The organism is Pseudomonas sihuiensis (assembly GCF_900106015.1).
Classification (GTDB): domain Bacteria; phylum Pseudomonadota; class Gammaproteobacteria; order Pseudomonadales; family Pseudomonadaceae; genus Aquipseudomonas; species Aquipseudomonas sihuiensis.
In genome coordinates, this window is record NZ_LT629797.1 from 3,309,545 (window position 1) to 3,332,967 (window position 23,423).

The 23,423-nt window shown below is 58.1% G+C and carries 18 protein-coding genes, 6 tRNA genes and 3 rRNA genes; 7 read left to right on the forward strand and 20 right to left on the reverse strand.

What is annotated here, in order from left to right:
* The 16 genes from secE to tyrS all read right to left on the reverse strand — a co-directional run bounded on the left by secE (position 1) and on the right by tyrS (position 13,386).
* Positions 1-369: a preprotein translocase subunit SecE gene (secE, locus tag BLT86_RS15700; protein ID WP_017675627.1), complete on the reverse strand. Its 369-nt coding sequence runs from the start codon at positions 367-369 to the stop codon at positions 1-3.
* A 42-nt stretch (positions 370-411) separates the two neighbouring features.
* A tRNA-Trp gene (locus BLT86_RS15705) sits at positions 412-487 on the reverse strand.
* Positions 488-540: 53 nt separating this feature from the next.
* A complete protein-coding gene (gene tuf / locus BLT86_RS15710) occupies positions 541-1,734 on the reverse strand; it encodes an elongation factor Tu (protein WP_017675622.1) in 1,194 nt (397 codons plus the stop codon).
* Positions 1,735-1,818: 84 nt separating this feature from the next.
* Positions 1,819-1,894: transfer RNA gene (locus tag BLT86_RS15715), tRNA-Thr, on the reverse strand.
* 26 nt (positions 1,895-1,920) lie between these two features.
* A tRNA-Gly gene (locus BLT86_RS15720) sits at positions 1,921-1,994 on the reverse strand.
* A gap of 24 nt (positions 1,995-2,018) precedes the next feature.
* Positions 2,019-2,103: transfer RNA gene (locus tag BLT86_RS15725), tRNA-Tyr, on the reverse strand.
* A gap of 141 nt (positions 2,104-2,244) precedes the next feature.
* Entirely contained in the window at positions 2,245-2,931 is a 687-nt protein-coding gene (locus BLT86_RS15730; protein WP_017675628.1) for an SPOR domain-containing protein, read from the reverse strand.
* Between the two features lie 8 nt (positions 2,932-2,939).
* Positions 2,940-3,689 (reverse strand): pantothenate kinase, encoded by a 750-nt coding sequence (locus BLT86_RS15735; protein ID WP_017675629.1) that lies wholly within the window; start codon positions 3,687-3,689, stop codon positions 2,940-2,942.
* A complete protein-coding gene (gene birA / locus BLT86_RS15740) occupies positions 3,679-4,644 on the reverse strand; it encodes a bifunctional biotin--[acetyl-CoA-carboxylase] ligase/biotin operon repressor BirA (RefSeq protein WP_017675630.1) in 966 nt (321 codons plus the stop codon). The genes BLT86_RS15735 and birA overlap by 11 nt, the downstream gene beginning before the upstream one ends.
* A 265-nt stretch (positions 4,645-4,909) precedes the next feature.
* A protein-coding gene (locus BLT86_RS15745; protein ID WP_086005915.1) for an IS3 family transposase occupies positions 4,910-6,072 on the reverse strand; the annotation gives its coding sequence in 2 pieces (ribosomal slippage) (positions 4,910-5,817 and positions 5,817-6,072; 1,164 coding nt in all).
* Positions 6,073-6,388: 316 nt separating this feature from the next.
* A 5S ribosomal RNA gene (rrf, locus tag BLT86_RS15750) occupies positions 6,389-6,504 on the reverse strand.
* Positions 6,505-6,653: 149 nt separating this feature from the next.
* Positions 6,654-9,546: ribosomal RNA gene (locus BLT86_RS15755) — 23S ribosomal RNA — on the reverse strand.
* 261 nt (positions 9,547-9,807) lie between these two features.
* Positions 9,808-9,883: transfer RNA gene (locus BLT86_RS15760), tRNA-Ala, on the reverse strand.
* A 22-nt stretch (positions 9,884-9,905) separates the two neighbouring features.
* A tRNA-Ile gene (locus BLT86_RS15765) sits at positions 9,906-9,982 on the reverse strand.
* Positions 9,983-10,067: 85 nt separating this feature from the next.
* Positions 10,068-11,604, reverse strand: a 16S ribosomal RNA gene (locus tag BLT86_RS15770).
* The 16S, 23S and 5S rRNA genes sit together here with 2 tRNA genes alongside, the layout of an rRNA operon.
* A 582-nt stretch (positions 11,605-12,186) precedes the next feature.
* Positions 12,187-13,386, reverse strand: a complete 1,200-nt coding sequence (gene tyrS / locus BLT86_RS15775) for a tyrosine--tRNA ligase (RefSeq protein ID WP_092377960.1) — start codon at positions 13,384-13,386, stop codon at positions 12,187-12,189.
* A 181-nt stretch (positions 13,387-13,567) separates the two neighbouring features.
* On the opposite strand from tyrS, the gene BLT86_RS15780 reads away from it, so the two are divergent.
* Complete coding sequence (locus BLT86_RS15780; RefSeq protein WP_017675634.1) at positions 13,568-14,995, forward strand: peptidoglycan DD-metalloendopeptidase family protein; 1,428 nt, start codon at positions 13,568-13,570, stop codon at positions 14,993-14,995.
* A 3-nt stretch (positions 14,996-14,998) separates the two neighbouring features.
* On the forward strand, positions 14,999-16,090 hold the full coding sequence (locus BLT86_RS15785; protein WP_017675635.1) for an anhydro-N-acetylmuramic acid kinase: 1,092 nt from the start codon (positions 14,999-15,001) through the stop codon (positions 16,088-16,090).
* A gap of 50 nt (positions 16,091-16,140) precedes the next feature.
* Here the strand turns inward: BLT86_RS15785 and erpA are convergent, their stop codons facing one another.
* The 4 genes from erpA to argC form a co-directional block, all read right to left on the reverse strand.
* On the reverse strand, positions 16,141-16,491 hold the full coding sequence (erpA, locus tag BLT86_RS15790; RefSeq protein ID WP_003463426.1) for an iron-sulfur cluster insertion protein ErpA: 351 nt from the start codon (positions 16,489-16,491) through the stop codon (positions 16,141-16,143).
* 72 nt (positions 16,492-16,563) lie between these two features.
* On the reverse strand, positions 16,564-16,974 hold the full coding sequence (locus BLT86_RS15795; RefSeq protein WP_017675636.1) for a bactofilin family protein: 411 nt from the start codon (positions 16,972-16,974) through the stop codon (positions 16,564-16,566).
* Positions 16,964-17,707: a DUF6776 family protein gene (locus BLT86_RS15800; RefSeq protein WP_017675637.1), complete on the reverse strand. Its 744-nt coding sequence runs from the start codon at positions 17,705-17,707 to the stop codon at positions 16,964-16,966. Before BLT86_RS15800 ends, BLT86_RS15795 begins: the two co-directional genes overlap by 11 nt.
* Entirely contained in the window at positions 17,704-18,738 is a 1,035-nt protein-coding gene (argC, locus tag BLT86_RS15805) for an N-acetyl-gamma-glutamyl-phosphate reductase (RefSeq protein WP_017675638.1), read from the reverse strand. Before argC ends, BLT86_RS15800 begins: the two co-directional genes overlap by 4 nt.
* Before the next feature lie 134 nt (positions 18,739-18,872).
* Between argC and hemJ the strand changes: the two genes are divergently transcribed.
* From hemJ to BLT86_RS15830, 5 genes are all read left to right on the forward strand, one after another.
* Positions 18,873-19,301, forward strand: a complete 429-nt coding sequence (hemJ, locus tag BLT86_RS15810) for a protoporphyrinogen oxidase HemJ (protein WP_017675639.1) — start codon at positions 18,873-18,875, stop codon at positions 19,299-19,301.
* 10 nt (positions 19,302-19,311) lie between these two features.
* Positions 19,312-20,274, forward strand: coding sequence for an NAD(P)H-dependent flavin oxidoreductase (locus BLT86_RS15815; RefSeq protein ID WP_017675640.1), 963 nt, complete (start codon positions 19,312-19,314; stop codon positions 20,272-20,274).
* Complete coding sequence (locus tag BLT86_RS15820) at positions 20,271-21,533, forward strand: alanine racemase (protein ID WP_017675641.1); 1,263 nt, start codon at positions 20,271-20,273, stop codon at positions 21,531-21,533. Before BLT86_RS15815 ends, BLT86_RS15820 begins: the two co-directional genes overlap by 4 nt.
* A gap of 124 nt (positions 21,534-21,657) precedes the next feature.
* Complete coding sequence (locus BLT86_RS15825) at positions 21,658-22,620, forward strand: DUF805 domain-containing protein (RefSeq protein ID WP_017675642.1); 963 nt, start codon at positions 21,658-21,660, stop codon at positions 22,618-22,620.
* A gap of 9 nt (positions 22,621-22,629) precedes the next feature.
* Complete coding sequence (locus tag BLT86_RS15830) at positions 22,630-23,418, forward strand: SDR family NAD(P)-dependent oxidoreductase (RefSeq protein ID WP_017675643.1); 789 nt, start codon at positions 22,630-22,632, stop codon at positions 23,416-23,418.
* The last annotated feature ends 5 nt before the right edge of the window (positions 23,419-23,423 follow it).

The following is a 23,423-nucleotide window of genomic DNA, read 5'->3' on the forward strand; positions in this document are numbered from 1 at the left end:
TTAACCAACAATCAGGGAAACAAGCCAACCGAGCAGGGAATCAAGCCCCCACAGCAGCAGCGCCATCACCAGGACCACCGCAACCACGATCAGAGTGGTCTGCATGGTTTCCTGACGGGTCGGCCAAACAACTTTACGAATCTCGACACGCGCTTCTTTCAGCAGCACCGCGAACGCTTGACCACGAGCAGTCTGAAACGCCACGAAAGCAGCAACAGCACCCAACGCAACCAAGCCCAGAACGCGATACAGAACCGGCTCAGCAGAGAAGTACTGATTACCGACAACACCCACAGCAACCAGGGCAGCGACAACCAGCCACTTGACCAGATCAAAGCGAGAGTCTTTGGCTTCAGCCTTAACATTCATTCGAGAGGATCCTGTGAAAGACACGCCAGATTCGTTAGAAAATGGCAGGTCAGGAGGGAATCGAACCCCCAACCTGCGGTTTTGGAGACCGCCGCTCTGCCAATTGAGCTACTGACCTAAAGCAAAATCAGGCCGACCATTATGCCGGCCTGAGAGGAACAGATCAACCGATTACTCGACGATCTTGGCAACCACGCCAGCACCAACGGTACGGCCGCCTTCGCGAATTGCGAAACGCAGGCCATCTTCCATGGCGATCGGCTTGATCAGGGTAACAACCATTTTGATGTTGTCGCCCGGCATTACCATCTCAACGCCTTCCGGCAGTTCGCACGAACCGGTCACGTCAGTGGTACGGAAGTAGAACTGAGGACGGTAGCCCTTGAAGAACGGGGTGTGACGACCACCTTCTTCTTTGGACAGAACGTACACTTCAGCTTCGAACTTGGTGTGCGGCTTGATGGTGCCCGGCTTGGCCAGAACCTGACCACGCTCGACTTCATCACGCTTGGTGCCGCGCAGCAGCACGCCGCAGTTCTCACCAGCACGACCTTCGTCCAGCAGCTTGCGGAACATCTCAACGCCGGTGCAGGTGGTCTTGGTGGTCGGACGCAGACCAACGATTTCGATTTCTTCCTGGATACGGACGATACCGCGCTCTACACGACCGGTCACTACAGTACCGCGGCCGGAGATCGAGAATACGTCTTCGATCGGCATCAGGAACGGCTTGTCGATGGCACGAACCGGCTCAGGGATATAAGTATCCAGAGTCTCGACGAGCTTCTTGACGGCAGTGGTGCCCATCTCGTTGTCGTCCTGGCCGTTCAGAGCCATCAGCGCCGAGCCGATGATGATCGGAGTGTCGTCACCCGGGAAATCGTAGGTGCTCAGCAGGTCGCGAACTTCCATCTCGACCAGCTCCAGCAGCTCAGCGTCGTCAACCATGTCAGCCTTGTTCAGGAAGACAACGATGTACGGTACGCCAACCTGACGGGACAGCAGGATGTGCTCACGAGTTTGCGGCATCGGGCCGTCGGCAGCCGAGCAGACCAGGATCGCGCCGTCCATCTGGGCAGCACCGGTGATCATGTTCTTCACGTAGTCGGCGTGACCCGGGCAGTCAACGTGCGCGTAGTGACGAATGTTGGAATCGTACTCTACGTGGGCAGTGTTGATGGTGATACCACGAGCCTTCTCTTCCGGGGCGCTGTCGATCTTGTCGAAGTCAACGCGAGCGGAACCGAAAACTTCGGAGCAGACACGGGTCAGAGCAGCGGTCAGAGTGGTTTTACCGTGGTCAACGTGACCGATGGTGCCAACGTTGACGTGCGGTTTGTTACGTTCGAATTTTTCTTTAGCCATCTTGACCGTCTCCTAGCGAAGAATTGAGCAAGCCATGCCGCCATTAAAACAAAGGCAGATACTTTCATATCTGCCTTCATTAGATGGAGCTCATGAGCGGATTTGAACCGCTGACCTCACCCTTACCAAGGGTGTGCTCTACCAGCTGAGCTACATGAGCCAAACTCTGTTGCGCCAACCACAAACTGGAGCGGGTAGCGGGAATCGAACCCGCATCATCAGCTTGGAAGGCTGAGGTTCTACCACTGAACTATACCCGCGGAGCTTGCAGCTCACGCTGAATCTGGTGGAGGGGGAAGGATTCGAACCTTCGAAGTCGATGACGTCAGATTTACAGTCTGATCCCTTTGGCCGCTCGGGAACCCCTCCAAAGTGAGGCGGCATTTTCTAGATCTGCCACCCTGCTGTCAAGCTTTTTCTCATTAAAATCTTGAGGTTAGCTACTTTGACAACATCTTCGTCGGGAACCAACTTTGACCACCCTGCGAAGCGGGCGCCATTCTATGCAAACTACTGGAGCAATGCAACGCCTTCACAAGGCATTAATTGATGCTGCAAACCTGCGAAGTCACCCGCGAGCCGCCCAAGCAAAAATTCATCTGCCAAGCGCCGACTTTCCGGAGCAACGCGCACCCAGAAACTGCGATGCGCGCGCGAGAGCTCGCGAATCTGCGGCTCGTAACCCACATCCCGCAAACGCTGCATGACGCTATTGGCCGAGTCATTGCGAGGGAATATGCCGAGCGATATGCCATTCGCCAGCTCGCCCTGAGTGATGATGTAGCTATCGATACGGCGGGCCTGCAGTTCGCGCAACTGCCTCAGCGAGGCCTGACGGGAAGCCAGAGGCGGCAGATAAACCCAATACTCGACCCCCGCCGCCGCATCGACACCGCGCACTTCAGCCTGTATGTCCAAACTCAACAGACGCTGCTCCACAACCCTGGCCCTCGACTCCTCTTCGAAACTCCCTAGATAGAGGCAAACAGCCGCATCAGGAACAGCCGCATCAGCCGGTGTCGACGAATCTGCACGCGAGCGCGGCGCATCCGCCTCACTCAACAAACGGATATCTTTACGCGCCGCCTGATAAGCACCTGCTGGAGCCACCTCTTTGGCACGTAAGGGAGCCTGCTGCTGATGCCAGACGTAATAGAAGGCGTTAAGTAGCAGGAGCAATAGCAGAAACCAACGCATACCTCGCCTCAGCTCAAGGGACAGGCGATAGCCAGCCCGACAAATACCAGATCAGGAACAACCTGCGCTCCCGGGACCACATCTCGCACCAGATCCGCATCGCCTCCAGTCAGGAAGACCTCGAAACCCTCAGGAAAACGAGCCTGCGCCTGCAGCAACTGCTCGGCAACAAAACCGCGCAACATCAATACGCACCCTCGCTCGACAGCCTCCGCAGTGGAGCGCCCAGGCTCCAGCTCCTGCAAAGCAGCGAGAGCCACCTGCCGGTCGTAGCGAATACGCCGCGTGTGCGTGCTCAACTGATCACGCATGAGCGGCAAACCCGGGCAAATGAAGCCGCCCAGGTGCATACCTGAGGCAGAAACGAAGTCAGCGGTCACCGCTGTCCCCAGATCCACCACCAGACAAGCACGCTGCCCTAGATGATAGGCGCCCAGCACAGCCAACCAACGATCCAGACCAAGACGCCGGAAGTCTTCGTAACCGTTATGCACAACCCCGACCTGACTGGCAGGTTGAGCGCATACCGCATCCACCCCCAAGGACTCACGCAGACGTGCAACCAACTGTTCGGTCTCGGCGTCACTACGCACACTAACCAAGCGACAGCGACTTACCCGCAACCCAGGCGCAACTGCCAACGACTCGAAGAGAGCGGCATCGGAGTCGACCACGCCAGCAAGAAGGCGCTGCGTTCCATCCACGGAGATCACCCGCCACTTGATAAAGCTATTACCGCAGTCGAGCTCAAGAATCATGTTGCAACCTCAGGCTCAACTCGCCCCCACTGAAGGCGCGATCGACGCCATCCACGCTCAGCCTAATAGCGCCTCGCTCATCAACCCCAAGCACGACACCCAGAGTCGCATTGTTTCCTGCCGTCAACGCCACAGACCGCCCGCGCCACGCATGCAACGCTTCCCACTCCTCGCGCAAACCGGCAAACCCGCGCTGCCAATGAATGGAAAGGCAATCTCGAAGCTGCAACAACAACTTGGCGGCCAACTCATTACGGTCGAGCACGCGCCCAAGGCACTGGCGCACTGAGGTCCAGGGCTGGTCGATAACAGCAGGCACATCGACCGCCATATTGACGTTGATACCGACACCAATCACAACGTGACAGACATCTGCCGGATCCCCGGCCAGCTCTAGGAGAATTCCGGATATCTTGCGCCCCTCGACCAGCACATCATTCGGCCACTTCAGTCGCGCACCGTCGATGCCAATGGATTGCAGCGCCTTAGCGACAGCAAGGCCTACAGTCAGACTCAAGGCCTCCACCTGACTCATGCCACCATCTACACGCAGAACGACGCTGCAATAAAGGTTCTCGGCAAAAGGACTGGCCCAGACCCGCCCCCGCCGGCCGCGCCCAGCGGTCTGACGCTCAGCAAGCAGAACGAAAGGCGCACGCACTCCAGCATCGAGGCGACGAAAGATCTCGGCGTTCGTAGAGTCCACGCTGGACTCGACAGTGATCGGCCAATCCAAGCCATCAGCACCATGAGATATCTCTTGGGCATCTAGCAAGGTCATGGGCGAAGACAACCGATAGCCCCGACCAGGAACCCTGAACACCTCGATCCCCAGCTCGGCCTCCAGGCCTTGCAGTTGCTTCCAGATGGCACTGCGACTTATCCCAAGCTTCGCCCCCAGGGCTTCACCGGAATGGAATCGACCATCCTGTAGAAGTTTCAACAATTCCAGCATGCCAGGCCCCGCCACGAACAAGGCTGGCATGATAACGACGAGGCTTCAGCTTGCATAGAAAACGGCAAGCAGAAGAAAGCCGCACAGGGGAAAGATAACTTCCATGGTGCAAGATCCGACTGAAAGAGCCGCCAATAAAAGTCAACGGCGACAAGACCACCGTCAAGGAGACCTTTCTATTGATGCCTGTAAAGCTTACATCTGAGGCGAGCGCTGATGACCCGTAGGAGCGAGCTCTGCTCGCGAAGCGTCAGCGGTGTAGTGGTCAACCCATCCCGGACAGTGGGTTAAGTTTTTCTTCGGCAGCGGCGGGCGGCAGCCCGTCGTTGAATTGATGTGGCCTGATCCAGTTGTAGCGGTGCATCAGGTAATGACTGATGTCCCGCTGAGCCTCCTGAGCTGTCAGGTAACCGGTCGGCGGAACCCACTCCGACTTCAGACTCCGGAACAACCGCTCCATCGGTGAATTGTCCCAGCAATTACCTCGACGGCTCATGCTCTGTTCCATCCGATATCGCCACAACCGCTGCCGAAACAGGCGGCTGGCGTACTGGCTGCCCTGATCGGAATGAAACAGCACCTGCTGCGGTTTGCCTCGTTGCTCGTAGGCCATATCCAGCGCCTTGATGACCAACTCCGTATCCGGCTTGGCGGAGAATGCCCAGCCAATTACTCGTCGTGCATGCAGATCCAGCACCACCGCTAAGTAATTCCAGCGGCCTTGCGCCCAGATGTAGGTGATATCGCCGCACCAGACCTGGTTGGGTCGTTCGGTGGCGAACGCACGGTTCAGCCGGTTCGGGATATCTGGCCGTTCAACCGTAGCCTGCTTGTACGCATGCGAGCCTGGTTGTTTGCTGACCAGGCCCAACTCGCGCATTAACCGACGCACGCGAAAGCGGCCAATGCTTACGCCATCCTCACGCAGCATGCCCAGAATGCTTCGGCTACCAGCCGATCCTCGACTCTGGTTGAACAGCTGATTGACCTGACTGCGCAGTGCAACGCGGCGCGCATCAACACGGCAGCGCCGTAGACGATGGGCGTAGTAGCAAGACCGCACCACGTCGAAGGCTGAACAGATCACTTCCACCGACTCCCGCTCACTCAACTGGTCTATCAGCGCGTACGATTGAACTCGTCCGACATCAAGAGAGCGGTAGCCTTTTTTAGGATCGCTTTCTCCCGTTCCAGTCGGTCGATCCTGGCTTCCAGCTCTTGGATTTTCTGCTGTTCGGGAGTCAATGCTTTGCTTTTCGGGGTGACGCCGAGGCGCTCTTCTTGGAGCTGTTTCACCCAGCGGCGCAATGCCGAGTCCACGACGCCCAGCGAACGGCAGGCCTCGATATGGCTGTAGCCTTGATCCAGCACCAAGACCGCAGCCTCTCGCTTGAACTCGGCAGAAAACGTACGTCGTTGCTTACTCATCGAACACCTCTTAGTGGCGAGGATTTTCGCCTAAATTGGTGTCCGGAATCAGCAGACCACTACAGCGGATCAACCGCAGGATGCGCCAACCGCGTTATCAGCGGTGCGCGCAGCGCACCCTACGAAGCGTTGTTTTCCACGCCGCAAAGAAGAAACCCCAGACCGCTAGGCGATCTGGGGTTTCGTATAGGAGCTTGACGATGATTCGGCCGGCGTCCCGGTGGCCGGCACTCCGGGACTCTCACCGCCACGCGCCATTTTTGCGCAGATAGAAGAACGCCCTGATCAGTTACCTGATCAGGGCGTTCGTATAGGAGCTTGACGATGACCTACTCTCACATGGTGAAGCACCACACTACCATCGGCGATGCGTCGTTTCACTACTGAGTTCGGGATGGGATCAGGTGGTTCCAACGCTCTATGGTCGTCAAGCAATTCGGTTGGGATCTCGCGATTAGGCGCTATCCCTTGGATACGTGATAGATGATTTGTAGTTCTTGCAAATTTTCGGCTTTCTGTCGACTTCACCATCGACACCCTCTGTCTCCGGCCTATGCCTTCGCAGATTGTTTGGGTGTTATATGGTCAAGCCTCACGGGCAATTAGTATGGGTTAGCTCAACGCCTCACAGCGCTTACACACCCCACCTATCAACGTCGTAGTCTTCGACGGCCCTTCAGGGAGCTCAAGGCTCCAGTGAGATCTCATCTTGAGGCAAGTTTCCCGCTTAGATGCTTTCAGCGGTTATCTTTTCCGAACATAGCTACCCGGCAATGCCACTGGCGTGACAACCGGAACACCAGAGGTTCGTCCAACCCGGTCCTCTCGTACTAAGGTCAGCCCCTCTCAAATCTCAAACGTCCACGGCAGATAGGGACCGAACTGTCTCACGACGTTCTAAACCCAGCTCGCGTACCACTTTAAATGGCGAACAGCCATACCCTTGGGACCGGCTTCAGCCCCAGGATGTGATGAGCCGACATCGAGGTGCCAAACACCGCCGTCGATATGAACTCTTGGGCGGTATCAGCCTGTTATCCCCGGAGTACCTTTTATCCGTTGAGCGATGGCCCTTCCATACAGAACCACCGGATCACTAAGACCTACTTTCGTACCTGCTCGACGTGTCTGTCTCGCAGTCAAGCGCGCTTTTGCCTTTATACTCTACGACCGATTTCCGACCGGTCTGAGCGCACCTTCGTACTCCTCCGTTACTCTTTGGGAGGAGACCGCCCCAGTCAAACTACCCACCATACACTGTCCTCGATCCGGATAACGGACCAGAGTTAGAACCTCAAGGTTGCCAGGGTGGTATTTCAAGGTTGGCTCCATGAGAACTGGCGTCCCCACTTCAAAGCCTCCCACCTATCCTACACAAGCAAGCTCAAAGTCCAGTGCAAAGCTATAGTAAAGGTTCACGGGGTCTTTCCGTCTAGCCGCGGATACACTGCATCTTCACAGCGATTTCAATTTCACTGAGTCTCGGGTGGAGACAGCGCCGCCATCGTTACGCCATTCGTGCAGGTCGGAACTTACCCGACAAGGAATTTCGCTACCTTAGGACCGTTATAGTTACGGCCGCCGTTTACCGGGGCTTCGATCAAGAGCTTCGCTTGCGCTAACCCCATCAATTAACCTTCCGGCACCGGGCAGGCGTCACACCCTATACGTCCACTTTCGTGTTTGCAGAGTGCTGTGTTTTTAATAAACAGTCGCAGCGGCCTGGTATCTTCGACCGGCATGGGCTTACGTAGTAAATACTTCACCCTCACCGGCGCACCTTCTCCCGAAGTTACGGTGCCATTTTGCCTAGTTCCTTCACCCGAGTTCTCTCAAGCGCCTTGGTATTCTCTACCTAACCACCTGTGTCGGTTTGGGGTACGGTTCCTAGTTACCTGAAGCTTAGAAGCTTTTCCTGGAAGCATGGCATCAACCACTTCGCATTCTAAAAGAACGCTCGTCATCAGCTCTCGGCCTTGATCTCCCGGATTTACCTAAGAAACCAGCCTACCACCTTAAACACGGACAACCAACGCCGTGCTGGCCTAGCCTTCTCCGTCCCTCCATCGCAGTAACTAGAAGTACGGGAATATTAACCCGTTTCCCATCGACTACGCATTTCTGCCTCGCCTTAGGGGCCGACTAACCCTGCGTCGATTAACGTTGCGCAGGAAACCTTGGTCTTTCGGCGTGCGAGTTTTTCACTCGCATTGTCGTTACTCATGTCAGCATTCGCACTTCTGATACCTCCAGCAAGCTTCTCAACTCACCTTCACAGGCTTACAGAACGCTCCTCTACCGCTCATCCAAAGGATGAACCCGTAGCTTCGGTGTATGGTTTGAGCCCCGTTACATCTTCCGCGCAGGCCGACTCGACTAGTGAGCTATTACGCTTTCTTTAAAGGATGGCTGCTTCTAAGCCAACCTCCTAGCTGTCTAAGCCTTCCCACATCGTTTCCCACTTAACCATAACTTTGGGACCTTAGCTGACGGTCTGGGTTGTTTCCCTTTTCACGACGGACGTTAGCACCCGCCGTGTGTCTCCCGTGCTGACACTTGCTGGTATTCGGAGTTTGCATCGGTTTGGTAAGTCGGGATGACCCCCTAGCCGAAACAGTGCTCTACCCCCAGCAGTGATACACGAGGCGCTACCTAAATAGCTTTCGAGGAGAACCAGCTATCTCCGAGCTTGATTAGCCTTTCACTCCGATCCACAGGTCATCCGCTAACTTTTCAACGGTAGTCGGTTCGGTCCTCCAGTCAGTGTTACCTAACCTTCAACCTGCCCATGGATAGATCGCCCGGTTTCGGGTCTATACCCAGCGACTAAAGCGCCCTATTAAGACTCGCTTTCGCTACGCCTCCCCTATTCGGTTAAGCTCGCCACTGAATATAAGTCGCTGACCCATTATACAAAAGGTACGCAGTCACCCAACTAAGTAGGCTCCCACTGCTTGTACGCATACGGTTTCAGGTTCTATTTCACTCCCCTCTCCGGGGTTCTTTTCGCCTTTCCCTCACGGTACTGGTTCACTATCGGTCAGTCAGTAGTATTTAGCCTTGGAGGATGGTCCCCCCATGTTCAGACAAGGTTTCTCGTGCCCCGTCCTACTCGATTTCATTGATAAGAGCGTTTCGTGTACGGGGCTATCACCCACTACGGCGGCACTTTCCAGAGCCTTCCACTACACTCAAATCAACTTAAGGGCTAGTCCCCGTTCGCTCGCCACTACTTAGGGAATCTCGGTTGATTTCTTTTCCTCAGGGTACTTAGATGTTTCAGTTCCCCTGGTTCGCCTCTTGCACCTATGGATTCAGTACAAGATACCCGGCTTATGCCGGGTGGGTTCCCCCATTCAGAGATCTCTGGATCAAAGTCTGTTTGCCGACTCCCCAAAGCTTTTCGCAGGCTACCACGTCTTTCATCGCCTCTGACTGCCAAGGCATCCACCGTATGCGCTTCTTCACTTGACCATATAACCCCAAGCAATCTGGTTACTGTCTCAATCGTGAAGACGACATTCGCCGAAAATTTGCGTCTTGAGAACTACAAATTTTACCTTGACCAGATCAATTGCCAGTGAAAGCAATTAATCAGTCACTTCTATCACATATCCAAATTTTTAAAGAACGATATTCGTACCGATCAAAAGACCAGAAATCAGCACTCAACAGGCCAAACCTGAAGCGCTCATTTCTGAACTCTTTCTCTTCTCACCGTAACCGCGTAGAGAGTGGTGGAGCCAAGCGGGATCGAACCGCTGACCTCCTGCGTGCAAGGCAGGCGCTCTCCCAGCTGAGCTATGGCCCCGTAATCTTCTGCACCAAGCAATTGGTAGGTCTGGGCAGATTTGAACTGCCGACCTCACCCTTATCAGGGGTGCGCTCTAACCAACTGAGCTACAGACCTATAACAGGGTCGCGTTACAGCATCGTCTTCGACTATGAATCAAGCAATTCGTGTGGGAACTTATGAAGAAGCTGATGTCTTCGATTAAGGAGGTGATCCAGCCGCAGGTTCCCCTACGGCTACCTTGTTACGACTTCACCCCAGTCATGAATCACTCCGTGGTAACCGTCCCCCCGAAGGTTAGACTAGCTACTTCTGGAGCAACCCACTCCCATGGTGTGACGGGCGGTGTGTACAAGGCCCGGGAACGTATTCACCGTGACATTCTGATTCACGATTACTAGCGATTCCGACTTCACGCAGTCGAGTTGCAGACTGCGATCCGGACTACGATCGGTTTTATGGGATTAGCTCCACCTCGCGGCTTGGCAACCCTTTGTACCGACCATTGTAGCACGTGTGTAGCCCTGGCCGTAAGGGCCATGATGACTTGACGTCATCCCCACCTTCCTCCGGTTTGTCACCGGCAGTCTCCTTAGAGTGCCCACCATAACGTGCTGGTAACTAAGGACAAGGGTTGCGCTCGTTACGGGACTTAACCCAACATCTCACGACACGAGCTGACGACAGCCATGCAGCACCTGTGTCTGAGTTCCCGAAGGCACCAATCCATCTCTGGAAAGTTCTCAGCATGTCAAGGCCAGGTAAGGTTCTTCGCGTTGCTTCGAATTAAACCACATGCTCCACCGCTTGTGCGGGCCCCCGTCAATTCATTTGAGTTTTAACCTTGCGGCCGTACTCCCCAGGCGGTCAACTTAATGCGTTAGCTGCGCCACTAAGTTCTCAAGGAACCCAACGGCTAGTTGACATCGTTTACGGCGTGGACTACCAGGGTATCTAATCCTGTTTGCTCCCCACGCTTTCGCACCTCAGTGTCAGTATCAGTCCAGGTGGTCGCCTTCGCCACTGGTGTTCCTTCCTATATCTACGCATTTCACCGCTACACAGGAAATTCCACCACCCTCTACCGTACTCTAGCTCGCCAGTTTTGGATGCAGTTCCCAGGTTGAGCCCGGGGCTTTCACATCCAACTTAACGAACCACCTACGCGCGCTTTACGCCCAGTAATTCCGATTAACGCTTGCACCCTTCGTATTACCGCGGCTGCTGGCACGAAGTTAGCCGGTGCTTATTCTGTCGGTAACGTCAAAACACTAACGTATTAGGTTAATGCCCTTCCTCCCAACTTAAAGTGCTTTACAATCCGAAGACCTTCTTCACACACGCGGCATGGCTGGATCAGGCTTTCGCCCATTGTCCAATATTCCCCACTGCTGCCTCCCGTAGGAGTCTGGACCGTGTCTCAGTTCCAGTGTGACTGATCATCCTCTCAGACCAGTTACGGATCGTCGCCTTGGTGAGCCATTACCTCACCAACTAGCTAATCCGACCTAGGCTCATCTGATAGCGCAAGGCCCGAAGGTCCCCTGCTTTCTCCCGTAGGACGTATGCGGTATTAGCGTTCCTTTCGGAACGTTATCCCCCACTACCAGGCAGATTCCTAGGCATTACTCACCCGTCCGCCGCTAAATCAAGGAGCAAGCTCCTCTCATCCGCTCGACTTGCATGTGTTAGGCCTGCCGCCAGCGTTCAATCTGAGCCATGATCAAACTCTTCAGTTCAATACTGCTTGGGTTTTGAGAAAACCCTAAACTTGGCTCAGCAATCGCAAAACTTTCAAATTAATGAAAGGTAACTCTCGAATTAACGAGTGTTGCTTTGTGATGCTGATAATCAGTTGACTATCAGTCTTACCTCACAAGCACCCACACGAATTGCTTGATTCAGTTGTTAAAGAACAGTTGGTTAAGCCTTTCGTCTCAACCGAGGCGCGCATTCTACAGCAGCCTCTCTATCTGTCAAGCTGTTTTTCGATTTTGTTTCCGGAGAAACTTCTTTCTACTCAACCACTTGCGCCTTCGATCAGAACTTCTTCTCTCCAGCGGGAGGCGCATTCTACAGCGTTCAAAACCGCTGTCAACCACCTCTTTCAAACCGCTTTCGATCCATTCGACCGAACCACCAACAGGATCAAACCACCACCCTATCGACCGGCACGCATTCTACACGCCAGATCCACCTTTGCAAGCCCTTCATTCAACTTAACTTATTGATTAACAAGAAGTTTTTGAAGCGCTTCATCGCTGAAGTGGCGCGCATTCTACCGCCAGCAGAATGCGCGTCAAGCTTATTTTGCAGTTTTGTTACTCGGCCTTGAGCGTGATGCGCGCAAAGGCCTTCTTGCCGGCCTGACAGACATGGGTCGAACCCACCTTGAACAGGAAAGTGCGGTCAACCACCTCACCATCGACGCGCACGCCACCCGAACCCAGCAGATCGCGAGCCACGGCAGCATTCTTAACCAGGCCTGCTTTATTAAGGACGGACGAGATCGGCATATCTTCAACCGAGGCCAACTCAACCTCAGGCAGATCTTCCGGCAGCTCGCCATCCTTCATGCGATTGCCAGCGGAGCGGTGCGCAGTGGCCGCAGCCTCTTCACCGTGAAAGCGCGCCACGAGCTCTTCGGCCAGCTTGATCTTGATGTCACGTGGATTGGCGCCCTGCTCAACATCACGTTTGAACCGCTCGATCTCTTCCATGGAGCGGAAGCTGAGCAGTTCGAAGTAACGCCACATCAGCGCATCAGGCATGGACACGAGCTTGTTGTACATCACGCCCGGCGCCTCCTGGATGCCGACGTAATTGCCCAGCGACTTGGACATCTTCTTCACGCCATCAAGACCTTCCAGCAACGGCATGGTGACGATGCACTGCGATTCCTGGCCATAGGCGCGCTGCAACTCGCGCCCCATCAGCAGGTTGAATTTCTGGTCGGTACCGCCCAGCTCGACATCGGCCTTCAGTGCTACGGAATCGTAGCCTTGCACCAGCGGGTAGAGAAACTCATGAATGGCGATCGGCTGGTTGCCGGTGTAGCGCTTGTCGAAATCATCGCGCTCGAGCATGCGCGCCACGGTGTACTGCGAAGCCAGACGAATGAAGTCAGCGGGCTTGAGCTGATCCATCCAGGTGGAGTTGAACGCCACCTCGGTCCTGACCGGATCGAGAATCTTGAACACCTGCTGTTTATAGGTCTCAGCATTATCCAGAACCTGCTGACGGGTCAGCGGCGGACGAGTAGCGCTCTTGCCGCTGGGGTCACCGATCATTCCGGTAAAGTCCCCGATCAGAAAGATCACCTGGTGACCGAGCTCCTGAAACTGACGCAGCTTATTAATGAGCACGGTGTGACCGAGATGCAGATCAGGCGCGGTAGGGTCGAAACCCGCCTTGATCCGCAGCGGCTGACCACGCTTGAGCTTTTCGACCAGCTCAGCCTCAACCAGAACCTCTTCTGCACCGCGCTTGATCAGCGCCAGCTGCTCTTCGACCGACTTCATGACAGAACCCGCAACCACTGGAAATTGAAAGGGAACCAACCATACAAGATCGCGGACTAATTACAAGTTTTGCCCAGGGTAAGCGCCCTGAGCGTCCGTTCGGCATGTCAAGGGTTGCCCCAAGCCGATTTTGGTTATATTTTATACAGTTAATGCATATTCCAAGAAAACGCCTCACGCCATGACGCAAAATATTCCTAAAGCCCCGCCCTACCCTAAAAGCCACATCCTGGCTGCTAGCGGTGTAGCTGCGCTGCTGAGCCTGGCTCTGCTGGTGTTTCCTTCGCGTGAAGTCGAAGCGCAGAAAACCTTTCTCGACCTGGATCTCGGTAACGATACCGAGCAGGTGCTGCAGGAAAAGGACGACCTCCGAGCGGGACTGCCAGTGCCTGGCGCCGCTTCGCCCTTCGCAAAGATCGAGCAGAGCGCGAACACCGCAGACAACAGCGCAGAAGACGCTGACGAAGATCTCCTAGAAACAGCCGACACAACTCCTCCTTCCGACCCCAACCACCACAACATCACGGTCAGTAATGGCGATACGCTTTCTACCGTGTTCGCCAAGGTCGGTCTGAACGCCAATGATCTGCATGAAGCGCTCAATAGCAGCAAGGACGCCAAGCAGTTCAGCCGTCTCAAAGTTGGCCAGGTGCTGGACTTCGAACTGAACGAAGACGGCAAGTTGAAGAGTCTGCAGAGCAAGCTCAGCGATCTGGAAACCATTCGCCTCAGCCGTACCGACAAAGGCTTCGATTTCCAGCGCGATCAGGTCAAGCCTGAGGTGGTCACCGCATACAGCCGCGGCGTGATCAACAGCTCGCTGTTCCTTTCCGCCAAGCGTGCGGGCCTGTCTCATAGCCTGACCATGGACCTGGCCAACGTGTTTGGCTACGACATCGACTTCGCCATGGATATTCGCGAAGGCGACGAGTTCGAGGTCATCTATGAAGAGAAGGTGGTGAACGGCAAGCGTGTCGGCACCGGCAACATTCTCTCGGCACGCTTCACCAACCGCGGCAAGACCTATACCGCCGTGCGCTACACCAGCAAGCAAGGCACCACCAGCTACTACAATGCCGATGGCGAAAGCATGCGCAAGGCATTCATCCGCACGCCGGTGGACTTCGCTCGTATCAGCTCGCGCTTCTCCACTGGTCGCAAGCACCCGATCCTGAACAAGATCCGCGCACACAAGGGTGTCGACTATGCTGCGCCACGTGGCACGCCGATCAAGGCGGCCGGTGACGGTCGCGTGACGCTGGCAGGTCGTAACGGTGGCTACGGCAATACCGTGATCATCCAGCACGGCCAGCGCTATCGCACCCTTTACGCACACATGCAGGGTTTTGCCAAAGGTGTACGCAACGGTGCGAACGTCAAGCAAGGCCAGATCATCGGTTATATCGGTACTACCGGACTCTCCACCGGCCCGCACCTGCACTATGAGTTTCAGGTCAACGGCGTACACGTCGACCCGCTCAGCCAGAAGCTGCCGATGGCCGACCCGATTGCAGCGAGCGAGAAGCAACGCTTCATGCAACTGAGCAAGCCGCTGATGGCACGCATGGACCAGGAAAAGGCCACCATGCTAGCCGCCAACCAGCAGTAAGCCGTGCCCCTCTATATTGGCGTGATGTCCGGCACCAGCCTGGATGGGCTGGACATCGCGCTGATCGATCAGGATCAGCGCCCTCACCTGCTCGCCACCCTCTATCGCCCCATGCCAGAACAGCTGCATAGCGACCTGCTGGCGCTGTGCACCTCGGGCGATGATGAACTGGCGCGCGCGGCCATTGCAGAACAGCGCTGGGTCGAACTGGCCGCTGCCGCTATCAACGAACTCCTGCAGCAACAGAACCTGACCGCGCAGCAGATTCGCGCCATCGGTAGTCATGGCCAGACAGTGCGCCATGAACCGGCGCGCGGCTTCACCATCCAGATTGGCAACCCGGCATTGCTGGCCGAGCTTACGGGCATTTGCGTGGTCGCAGACTTTCGCCGCCGCGATGTGGCCGCCGGTGGTCAAGGGGCCCCCCTGGTCCCGGCTTTCCACCATGATCTGTTCGGCAATAGCCAGCGGCAGGTTGCCGTGCTCAATGTCGGCGGTTTCAGTAACCTCAGCCTGCTTTCACCCGGCCAGGAGGTTCTGGGATTCGACAGCGGCCCTGGCAACGTTCTGCTCGACGCCTGGATTCAGCATTGCCAGGGCCTCGCCTATGACCGTGATGGTGCCTGGGGAGCCAGCGGTACCGTACACCCGGAGCTATTGAAACGGCTGCTGGGCGATCCCTTCTTCGCCACCCGAGGACCGAAGAGTACCGGTCGCGAGCTGTTCAATCTCGACTGGTTGCTTGGCCATCTGCAAGCATTGCCACAGTTGGCCGGCGAAGACGTTCAGGCGACCCTGGTAGAACTCACCGCGCGCAGTGTCGTCAGCGCCTTGCGCAACGCGCAAGCCCACACGGACGTTCTGCTGGTGTGTGGCGGCGGCGCTCACAACGCTTGCCTGATGAAGCGCCTGAGCGAGATGCTGGCAGGAACCGAGGTCAGCAGCACCGCGACTGAGGGCGTAGACCCGGACTGGGTCGAAGCCATGGCCTTCGCCTGGCTGGCACATTGCGCACTTGAAGGCATTGCTGGCAATCGACCGAGCGTGACTGGCGCCAAAGGCCTGCGCGTGCTCGGCGCCATCTACCCGGCCTGAAAACGACAACGCCGCGCATCGAGCGCGGCGTCTGTCATCAGGCAAAGCATTCAGATCGAGAAGGACGACCCGCAACCACAGGTAGTGGTGGCATTGGGGTTCTTGATCACGAAACGCGAACCTTCCAGCCCTTCCTGATAGTCGACCTCCGAACCTGCCAGATACTGGAAGCTCATGGCATCGACCACCAGACTCACGCCTTCACGCTCGACAATGGTGTCGTCCTCGGCCACGTCCTCATCGAAGGTAAAGCCGTACTGAAAGCCCGAGCAGCCGCCGCCCGTGACGAACACGCGCAGCTTCAAGCGCGGATTGCCCTCTTCATCGACCAGGTTCTTCACCTTGCTGGCCGCGCCTTGGGTAAAGTGCAAGGGGGCAGGGGTGAAGGTTTCGACGCTCATGCTGGACTCCCGGCGCCATGCGCCATACTGCTTTGGGCATGCATTATCCGCTTGCCCGACGAAATTGGTCAACTATTGCTCGATTTCCAGCGTAGCTGGAAGCTCGAGTGGCCGCTCACCATCCTTGAGGTGGCAAAGGCGCCCCTCGATCTGCGCCCCCATGGCCATCTCCATCAGGCCGTAGTGCAGGTTACCGCGAACCCGGGAGCGTGAACCCAGCTCAAGATGGCCGCTGGCGAACACATCACCACTCACCTCTCCATCGATCACTATATGGGGTGCACGTATCTCACCTTCAACCAGACCGCCTGCACTCACGCGCACCAGCCCTTCGGTAGCCAACAGATTACCGGTGACCCGACCATCCACTTGCACCGCGCCCTGAAAGCGCATGTCGCCTACCAGCTCGGCGCCAGCGGCAATCAGACTGGTCTTACCGCTGAAGCGCTGCAAGTCGGGTTTGGTCTTGTCTTTACTCCACATGGGTGGCTATCGCTCCTGATTTTATCCATTCGAATGTACGGCTCAGCGGCTTGTCGCCCTCGACCTCCGCCTGAACCTTGACCTGACGCGGCTCAAAGCCCTCAGGTAGTTGTAGCTCGCCGAAACGACCCGCTTCGGGGAAGGACTGGAAGTGTTTGAAAGAGAAGGCAATGCTGCTCTCGCTGACCTCGTCGGACAGCGCCGCCAGCTCCAAAGTGGCCGGCTTACCGTCCTGCAGTCCTTCGACCGTGATACGCAAACGCCCCTGCAATGCCTCATCACTGGCACCGACTCGGCTCATCAGCAATTTGTAGCGAAATCGCTGCGGCGCGTCCGTGGCTTGCAGCTCAAAGGCGCGAATGCGAATGCCTTCACGACGACTGGCAGGTGCCAACACGCCTTTATAGAAGGCCAGATCCTGCTGCTGCTTGAAGATCTGCTCCTCCAGCAGTTTGATGGTGCGGCGATTCTGCTCCATGGCCTGCTGAGTGACCTTGTCGCTACTGCCGACCACAGCCAGGCGCTGGCGCAACAGCTCCAGTTCCTGCTCCTGTTCGGCAACACGGGTCAGCAGTGCATGCGTATCCTCGGGCGTCTGCTGAGGCTGCACCTGTGGCCAGTACCATCCCAGGGCAAAGGCCGCCGGTACGGCGAGCACCAGCAGCAGTTGCAGCCAACGGCGTCTGCGCTCACGACGCGGATCGCTGAGGCGGACCTCCCAGCCCGGTATCACGGCAGCAGGGCCGCGTGCGACAGGCCAAGACGCTCGTCGAGACCGAAGAGGATGTTCATGTTCTGCACCGCCTGGCCGGAGGCCCCCTTGACCAGGTTGTCGATCACCGAGAGCACCACCACCAGTTCGCCGCCCTGAGGACGGTGCACGGCGATGCGGCAAACGTTGCCTCCGCGCACACTGCGGGTTTCCGGATGGCTACCCGCGGGCATCACATCGACGAAAGGCTCGCCGGCGTAACGCTTCTCGAACAGTGCCTGCAGATCGACCGAGGTATCGGCCACGCGCGCATACAGGGTCGCGTGAATGCCACGAATCATCGGCGTCAGGTGTGGCACGAAGGTAAGGCCGACATCGCTACCTGCTGCCTGGCGCAGCCCCTGGCGAATTTCCGGCAGGTGGCGGTGGCCCTTGACCGAGTAGGCTTTCATGCTCTCGCCGGCCTCACAGAACAGTGAACCAACGCTGGCGCCACGACCGGCACCGCTGACACCGCTCTTGCAATCGGCGATCAGGCTGCTGGCATCCGCCAGCCCGGCTTCGAGCAGCGGGATCAGCCCCAGCTGAGTAGCGGTCGGGTAGCAGCCGGGTACGGCGATCAGGCGCGCAGTCTTGATTGCCTCACGATTGACCTCGGGCAGACCATACACCGCCTCGCTCAGCAGCTCGGGGGCGCCGTGCGGCTGGCCGTACCACTTGGCCCACTCCTCGGCGTCCTGCAGACGGAAGTCCGCGGAGAGGTCGATCACTCGCGTGCCCGCAGCGAGCAACTCACCAGCCAGCGCATGGGCCACGCCGTGCGGGGTGGCGAAGAACACCACATCACAGGCGCCCAGGGTGGCGACATCCGGCACGCTGAACGCGAGTTCGGGGTAGTGGCCGCGCAGATTGGGGTACATCTCGTCGACGCGCAGGCCGGCCTCGGAACGGGAAGTGATCACGGTCACCTCTGCCTGCGGGTGTTGCGCCAGCAGACGCAGCAATTCGACACCTGTGTAGCCCGTGCCGCCGACGATACCGACCTTGATCATCACATGCCCCTTTGCAAAAGCCATTGGAAAGTTGCCGATGATAAAGCCGCATCGGCCAAGCTCCAACCGCGGAGGTGACGCAGACCGTCAGCTGCCTCTACTATCGAGGCCATTTTTCAGCGCGGGAAGCGAAAATGCTCTATCTCTGGCTCAAGGCTCTGCACATCATCGCCATGGTCTGCTGGTTCGCCGGCCTGTTCTATCTGCCGCGTCTGTTCGTCTATCACGCCATGAGCAGCGACGCCGCCAGCCACGAACGCTTCTGCATCATGGAGCGCAAGCTGTATCGCGGCATCATGATCCCCTCGATGATCGCCACGCTGGGCCTGGGCATCTGGTTACTCAGTCTCAATTCGGCGTACTACTTCACACAAGGCTGGATGCACGCCAAGCTCACGCTGGTAGTGGCGCTGGTGATCTATCACCACCTCTGCGGTGCTCAGCTCAAGCGCTTTGCCCGCGGCGAGAACAGCCGCAGTCACGTGTTCTATCGTTGGTTCAATGAAGCGCCGGTGCTGGCCCTGCTGGGCATCGTCATTCTGGTCGTCGTTCGCCCCTTCTGAGGAATTCGCCATGTCTCTGCCTGCCCTGCTCGATCAACGCCTGCGCCTGCCTCTGGTCGCTGCGCCGATGTTTCTGGTGTCCAACCCGGCGCTGGTCAGTGCGTGCTGCAATAGCGGCATCGTCGGCAGCTTTCCGGCGCTGAACCAGCGCGAGAGCGCCGGTTTCGCCGCCTGGCTCGATGAGATCGAAGCCAGCCTGGCGAGCAACGCCGCGCCTTATGCCGTCAATTTGATCGTGCATAACAGCAACCCGCGCCTGCAGGCGGATCTGGCCATCTGCGTCGAACGCCGCGTGCCCATCGTCATCACCAGCCTGGGCGCGGTGAAGGAAGTGGTCGATGCGGTGCACAGCTACGGCGGCCTGGTGTTCCATGACGTGACCACCCGCCGCCATGCCGAAAAAGCTGCCGAGGCTGGCGTGGATGGCTTGATCGCCGTGGCAGCCGGCGCTGGCGGCCACGCCGGTACCTGGAGTCCCTTCGCCCTGCTGGCCGAGATTCGTCAGTTCTTCGACAAGACCGTGTTGCTGTCCGGCTGCCTCAACCACGGCCACGAAATTCTCGCCGCGCAATTGCTCGGTGCCGACCTGGCCTATATGGGCACACGCTTCATCGCCACGACCGAGAACAACGCGTCGGCCGATTACAAGGCGATGATTCTCGAAGCGCGGGCCGCCGACATCATTCACACACCCGCCGTGTCCGGTGTACCGGCCAGCTTCATGCGCCAGAGCCTGGAACAGGCCGGCTACGACCTGAAACAGCTGCAGAACAAGGGCGATATCAACTACGGCGAGAAGCTCAAGCCGATGGATGAAGAAGCCAAGGCCTGGAAAACCGTCTGGTCGGCCGGCCAGGGCGTCGGCGGCATCGACGATCTGCCATCGGTGCAGGAGCTGGTGTCGCGACTCGACCACGAATATCGCGCCGCACTGACACGTAGCCAAGCGCTGGGGCAACGCTGGCCGCGATGAAGCGTCGCCACCTGCTGGGCCTGGGCGCGCTCGGTCTGCTCGGCGGCTGGGCATTGCGCCCAACTGATCGAGGTCGCGAGCATGACGCCTACTTCGCCGAGCTCAACCAGCAGCTGCAGCGCGATGACGAGGGTATCCCCACCCTGCTGCTCGACCTCGACCGGCTCGACGCCAACGCCGACCTGCTGGCCGCAAGACTGGGCGGTCGCCTCCAGCTGCGCCTGGTGGCCAAATCGCTGGCTAGCACCGGCCTATTGGAATACCTGGCCAAGCGCCTGCAGACCCAGCGCTTCATGGTCTTTCATCAGCCGCAACTGAACCACCTGGCCAGGAGCTTTCCCCAGGCCGACCTGCTGCTTGGCAAACCCATGCCGGTTGCCGCTGTGCTGAATTTCTATCGCCAGCTTGCGCACCACCAGGATTTCGATCCCGACCGCCAGGTGACCTGGCTGATCGACAGCCAGCAGCGCCTGATGCAATACGGTGAATTGGCCAAGGCGCTGGGGCGACCGCTGCGCATTGCGCTGGAAATCGACGTCGGCCTGGAGCGCGGCGGTTTCGCCACCCCGCAGGCGCTGGCTCAGGCGCTGCTGCAACTCCGCCAGCAGCCGGCACTGCGTCTGCAGGGGCTGATGGGATATGACGCGCATGTCGCACACAGCCCACCCTGGCAGAATCAGTTACGAGCATTCAGCGAGACCGATGAGCGCTATCGACTATTCATCAGCAGCGCTCAGGGGGTCAGCGATCTTTGGCCAGCAAAGCCGCTGCTCAACGGTGCCGGCAGCCTGACCTACCTGCTGCACAGCCAGCAGGAGACTTCGCTCAATGAAGTCGCCGTCGGTTCCGCCCTGCTCAAGCCCGCGGAGTTCGACACGCCACTGCTCAAGGAGCATCAGCCGGCCCTGTGGATCGCCAGCCCCGTGCTCAAGACGGTCGACGGCGCCCTGCCCTACCTGCAACCGCTGCAGCCTCTGATCAGCGCCTGGAACCCCAACCGAGAGAACGCCTACTACCTCTACGGCGGTCGCTGGCCGGCACAGCCCGTCTCACCGGCCGGGCTCGACTACGACGAACTCTACGGCCGTAGCGCCAACCAGGAGCGCCTGGTGGGTGGTAGAGGCACACGACTGACGAGCAACGATTGGGTATTTCTGCGCCCCGCGATCAGCGAAGGTGTGCTGGGCGATTTCAGCGAAATACGTCTACTACGCCGCGGCCAGCTGGTCGGCCGCTGGAGCACAATAGGCGACAGCTGAAAAATAGCCATGAGCGGCGCTTCAGGCCGCTTGTATATTGGCCTCGCGGCACTCTAGGCTTATGCCTCGCTTGCTGCTCAACGGGCACTTCGCTCCCCCACTTCCCGCCGACAAGGAAGCTCGCATGAATCAACCGCGTTACAAGATCGTGTTCGACGGCCAACTGATGCCCGAGGCATCGTTGGAAATGGTCAAGACAAACCTGGCCCGCCTGTTCAAGAGCGACCTTGCCCGTATCGACAGTCTGTTCAGCGGAACGCCGGTGGCGCTCAAGCGTGATCTGGGCGAAGGCGAGGCGGAGCAGTACCTCAATGCTCTGCAGAAGGCGGGGGCCAAGGTGCGCAAGGAGCTGGATCAGGCCGCCAGTCTGAGTCTGGTGCCAACCGAAGCCGAAACAGAGCAGGCCGTGGACGCGGCCACACCGCATATGACCTGCCCTAAATGCGGTCATCAGCAGGCCAAGGCGAGCGAGTGCTCCGCCTGCGGCATCATCATCGAGAAATACCTCGCCCGCCAGGCACAGCTGGCCGAAGCCGCTCCGGCCCAAGCACCTGTCGCAGCGGCTGCATCGCCCTATGCACCGCCACAGGCAAATGTCGCCGAGCAATTGCCGCAGTACTCCGAGCTCAAGGTCCTCGGCGTCAGCGGCCGGATCGGCCGCGTCCGTTACCTGGGCTGGCTGATGGCGATGACGCTGTGTTTCATCCCGATCATGTTGATCGGTACCGGCATTGCCGCGATGTCCTCGACCCTGGCCATGTTGGCGCTGGGCATCGTCAGTATTGCCGCGGTGGTGATCGGCATCTTCATCGGCGTACAGCGTCTGCATGACATCGGTTGGTCCGGCTGGCTGCTGCTGGTGCACCTGATCCCGGTGGTCGGCAGCGTGTTCGCCCTGCTGATGCTGATCATCCCGGGCACTCAAGGCGTCAACCGCTACGGCCCACCACCGCCCCCCAACAGCACTGCAGTCAAGGTACTGGCCTGGTTGTTCCTGCTGGTGCCGGTGACCGGTATCGTCGCCGCCATCGCCATTCCCCAGTATCAGGGCTATGTCGAGCGTGCCGCCGAATATCAGGAGCAGTAATTCCCGACCATGCGCAGCTATGCATTGATCACCGGAGCGTCCAGCGGCATTGGCCTGGCCTTGGCCGAAGCCCTGGCACGCCGGGGGCGCAACCTGATCCTGGTGGCGCGCCGGCGTGATGCCCTGGAAAGCATCGCCTGCGAGTTGGCCCAGCGCTTCGGCGTCGAAGTGCTGTTTCGTCTCTGCGACCTGAGCGAGCCGCTGCAATTGTCCGGCCTGCTGCTGGAGCTGGAAGAAGGCCAGTGGCATGTCGATCTGCTAGTGAACAACGCCGGCCTCGGCTGCGCCGGTCCGTTCCTGGAGCAGGACTGGAGTCGCGAGCTGGAGCAGTTGGAAGTCAACGTGCTGGCGCTGACCCGCCTGTGTCACGCACTTGGTCAGCGCATGGCCGAGCACGGCAGCGGGCAGATTCTCAACGTCGCCTCGGTCGCGGCCTTCCAGCCCGGCCCCTGGATGAGCAGCTACTACGCCAGCAAGGCCTATGTGCTGAACTTTTCCGAGGGGTTGCGCGAAGAGCTGAGAAGCCGCGGCGTGCGTGTGTCAGTACTTTGCCCCGGTCCGACCCACAGCGCCTTTTTCCGTGCAGCGCAGATGGACGTCACGCGGATTGCCGGCAGCAAGCTGATGATGAGCGCCGAGGAAGTGGCGCTGATCACCGTGCGTGCACTGGAAAAGAACCGCGCCATCATCATTCCCGGCTGGCGCAACCGCCTGCTGGCCCTGAGTCCACGCCTCGCGCCGCGCTGGCTGGTACGCAAACTCAGTGGTCGCCTGACCCGCCCCTTCATCGGCGCCTGACCGGG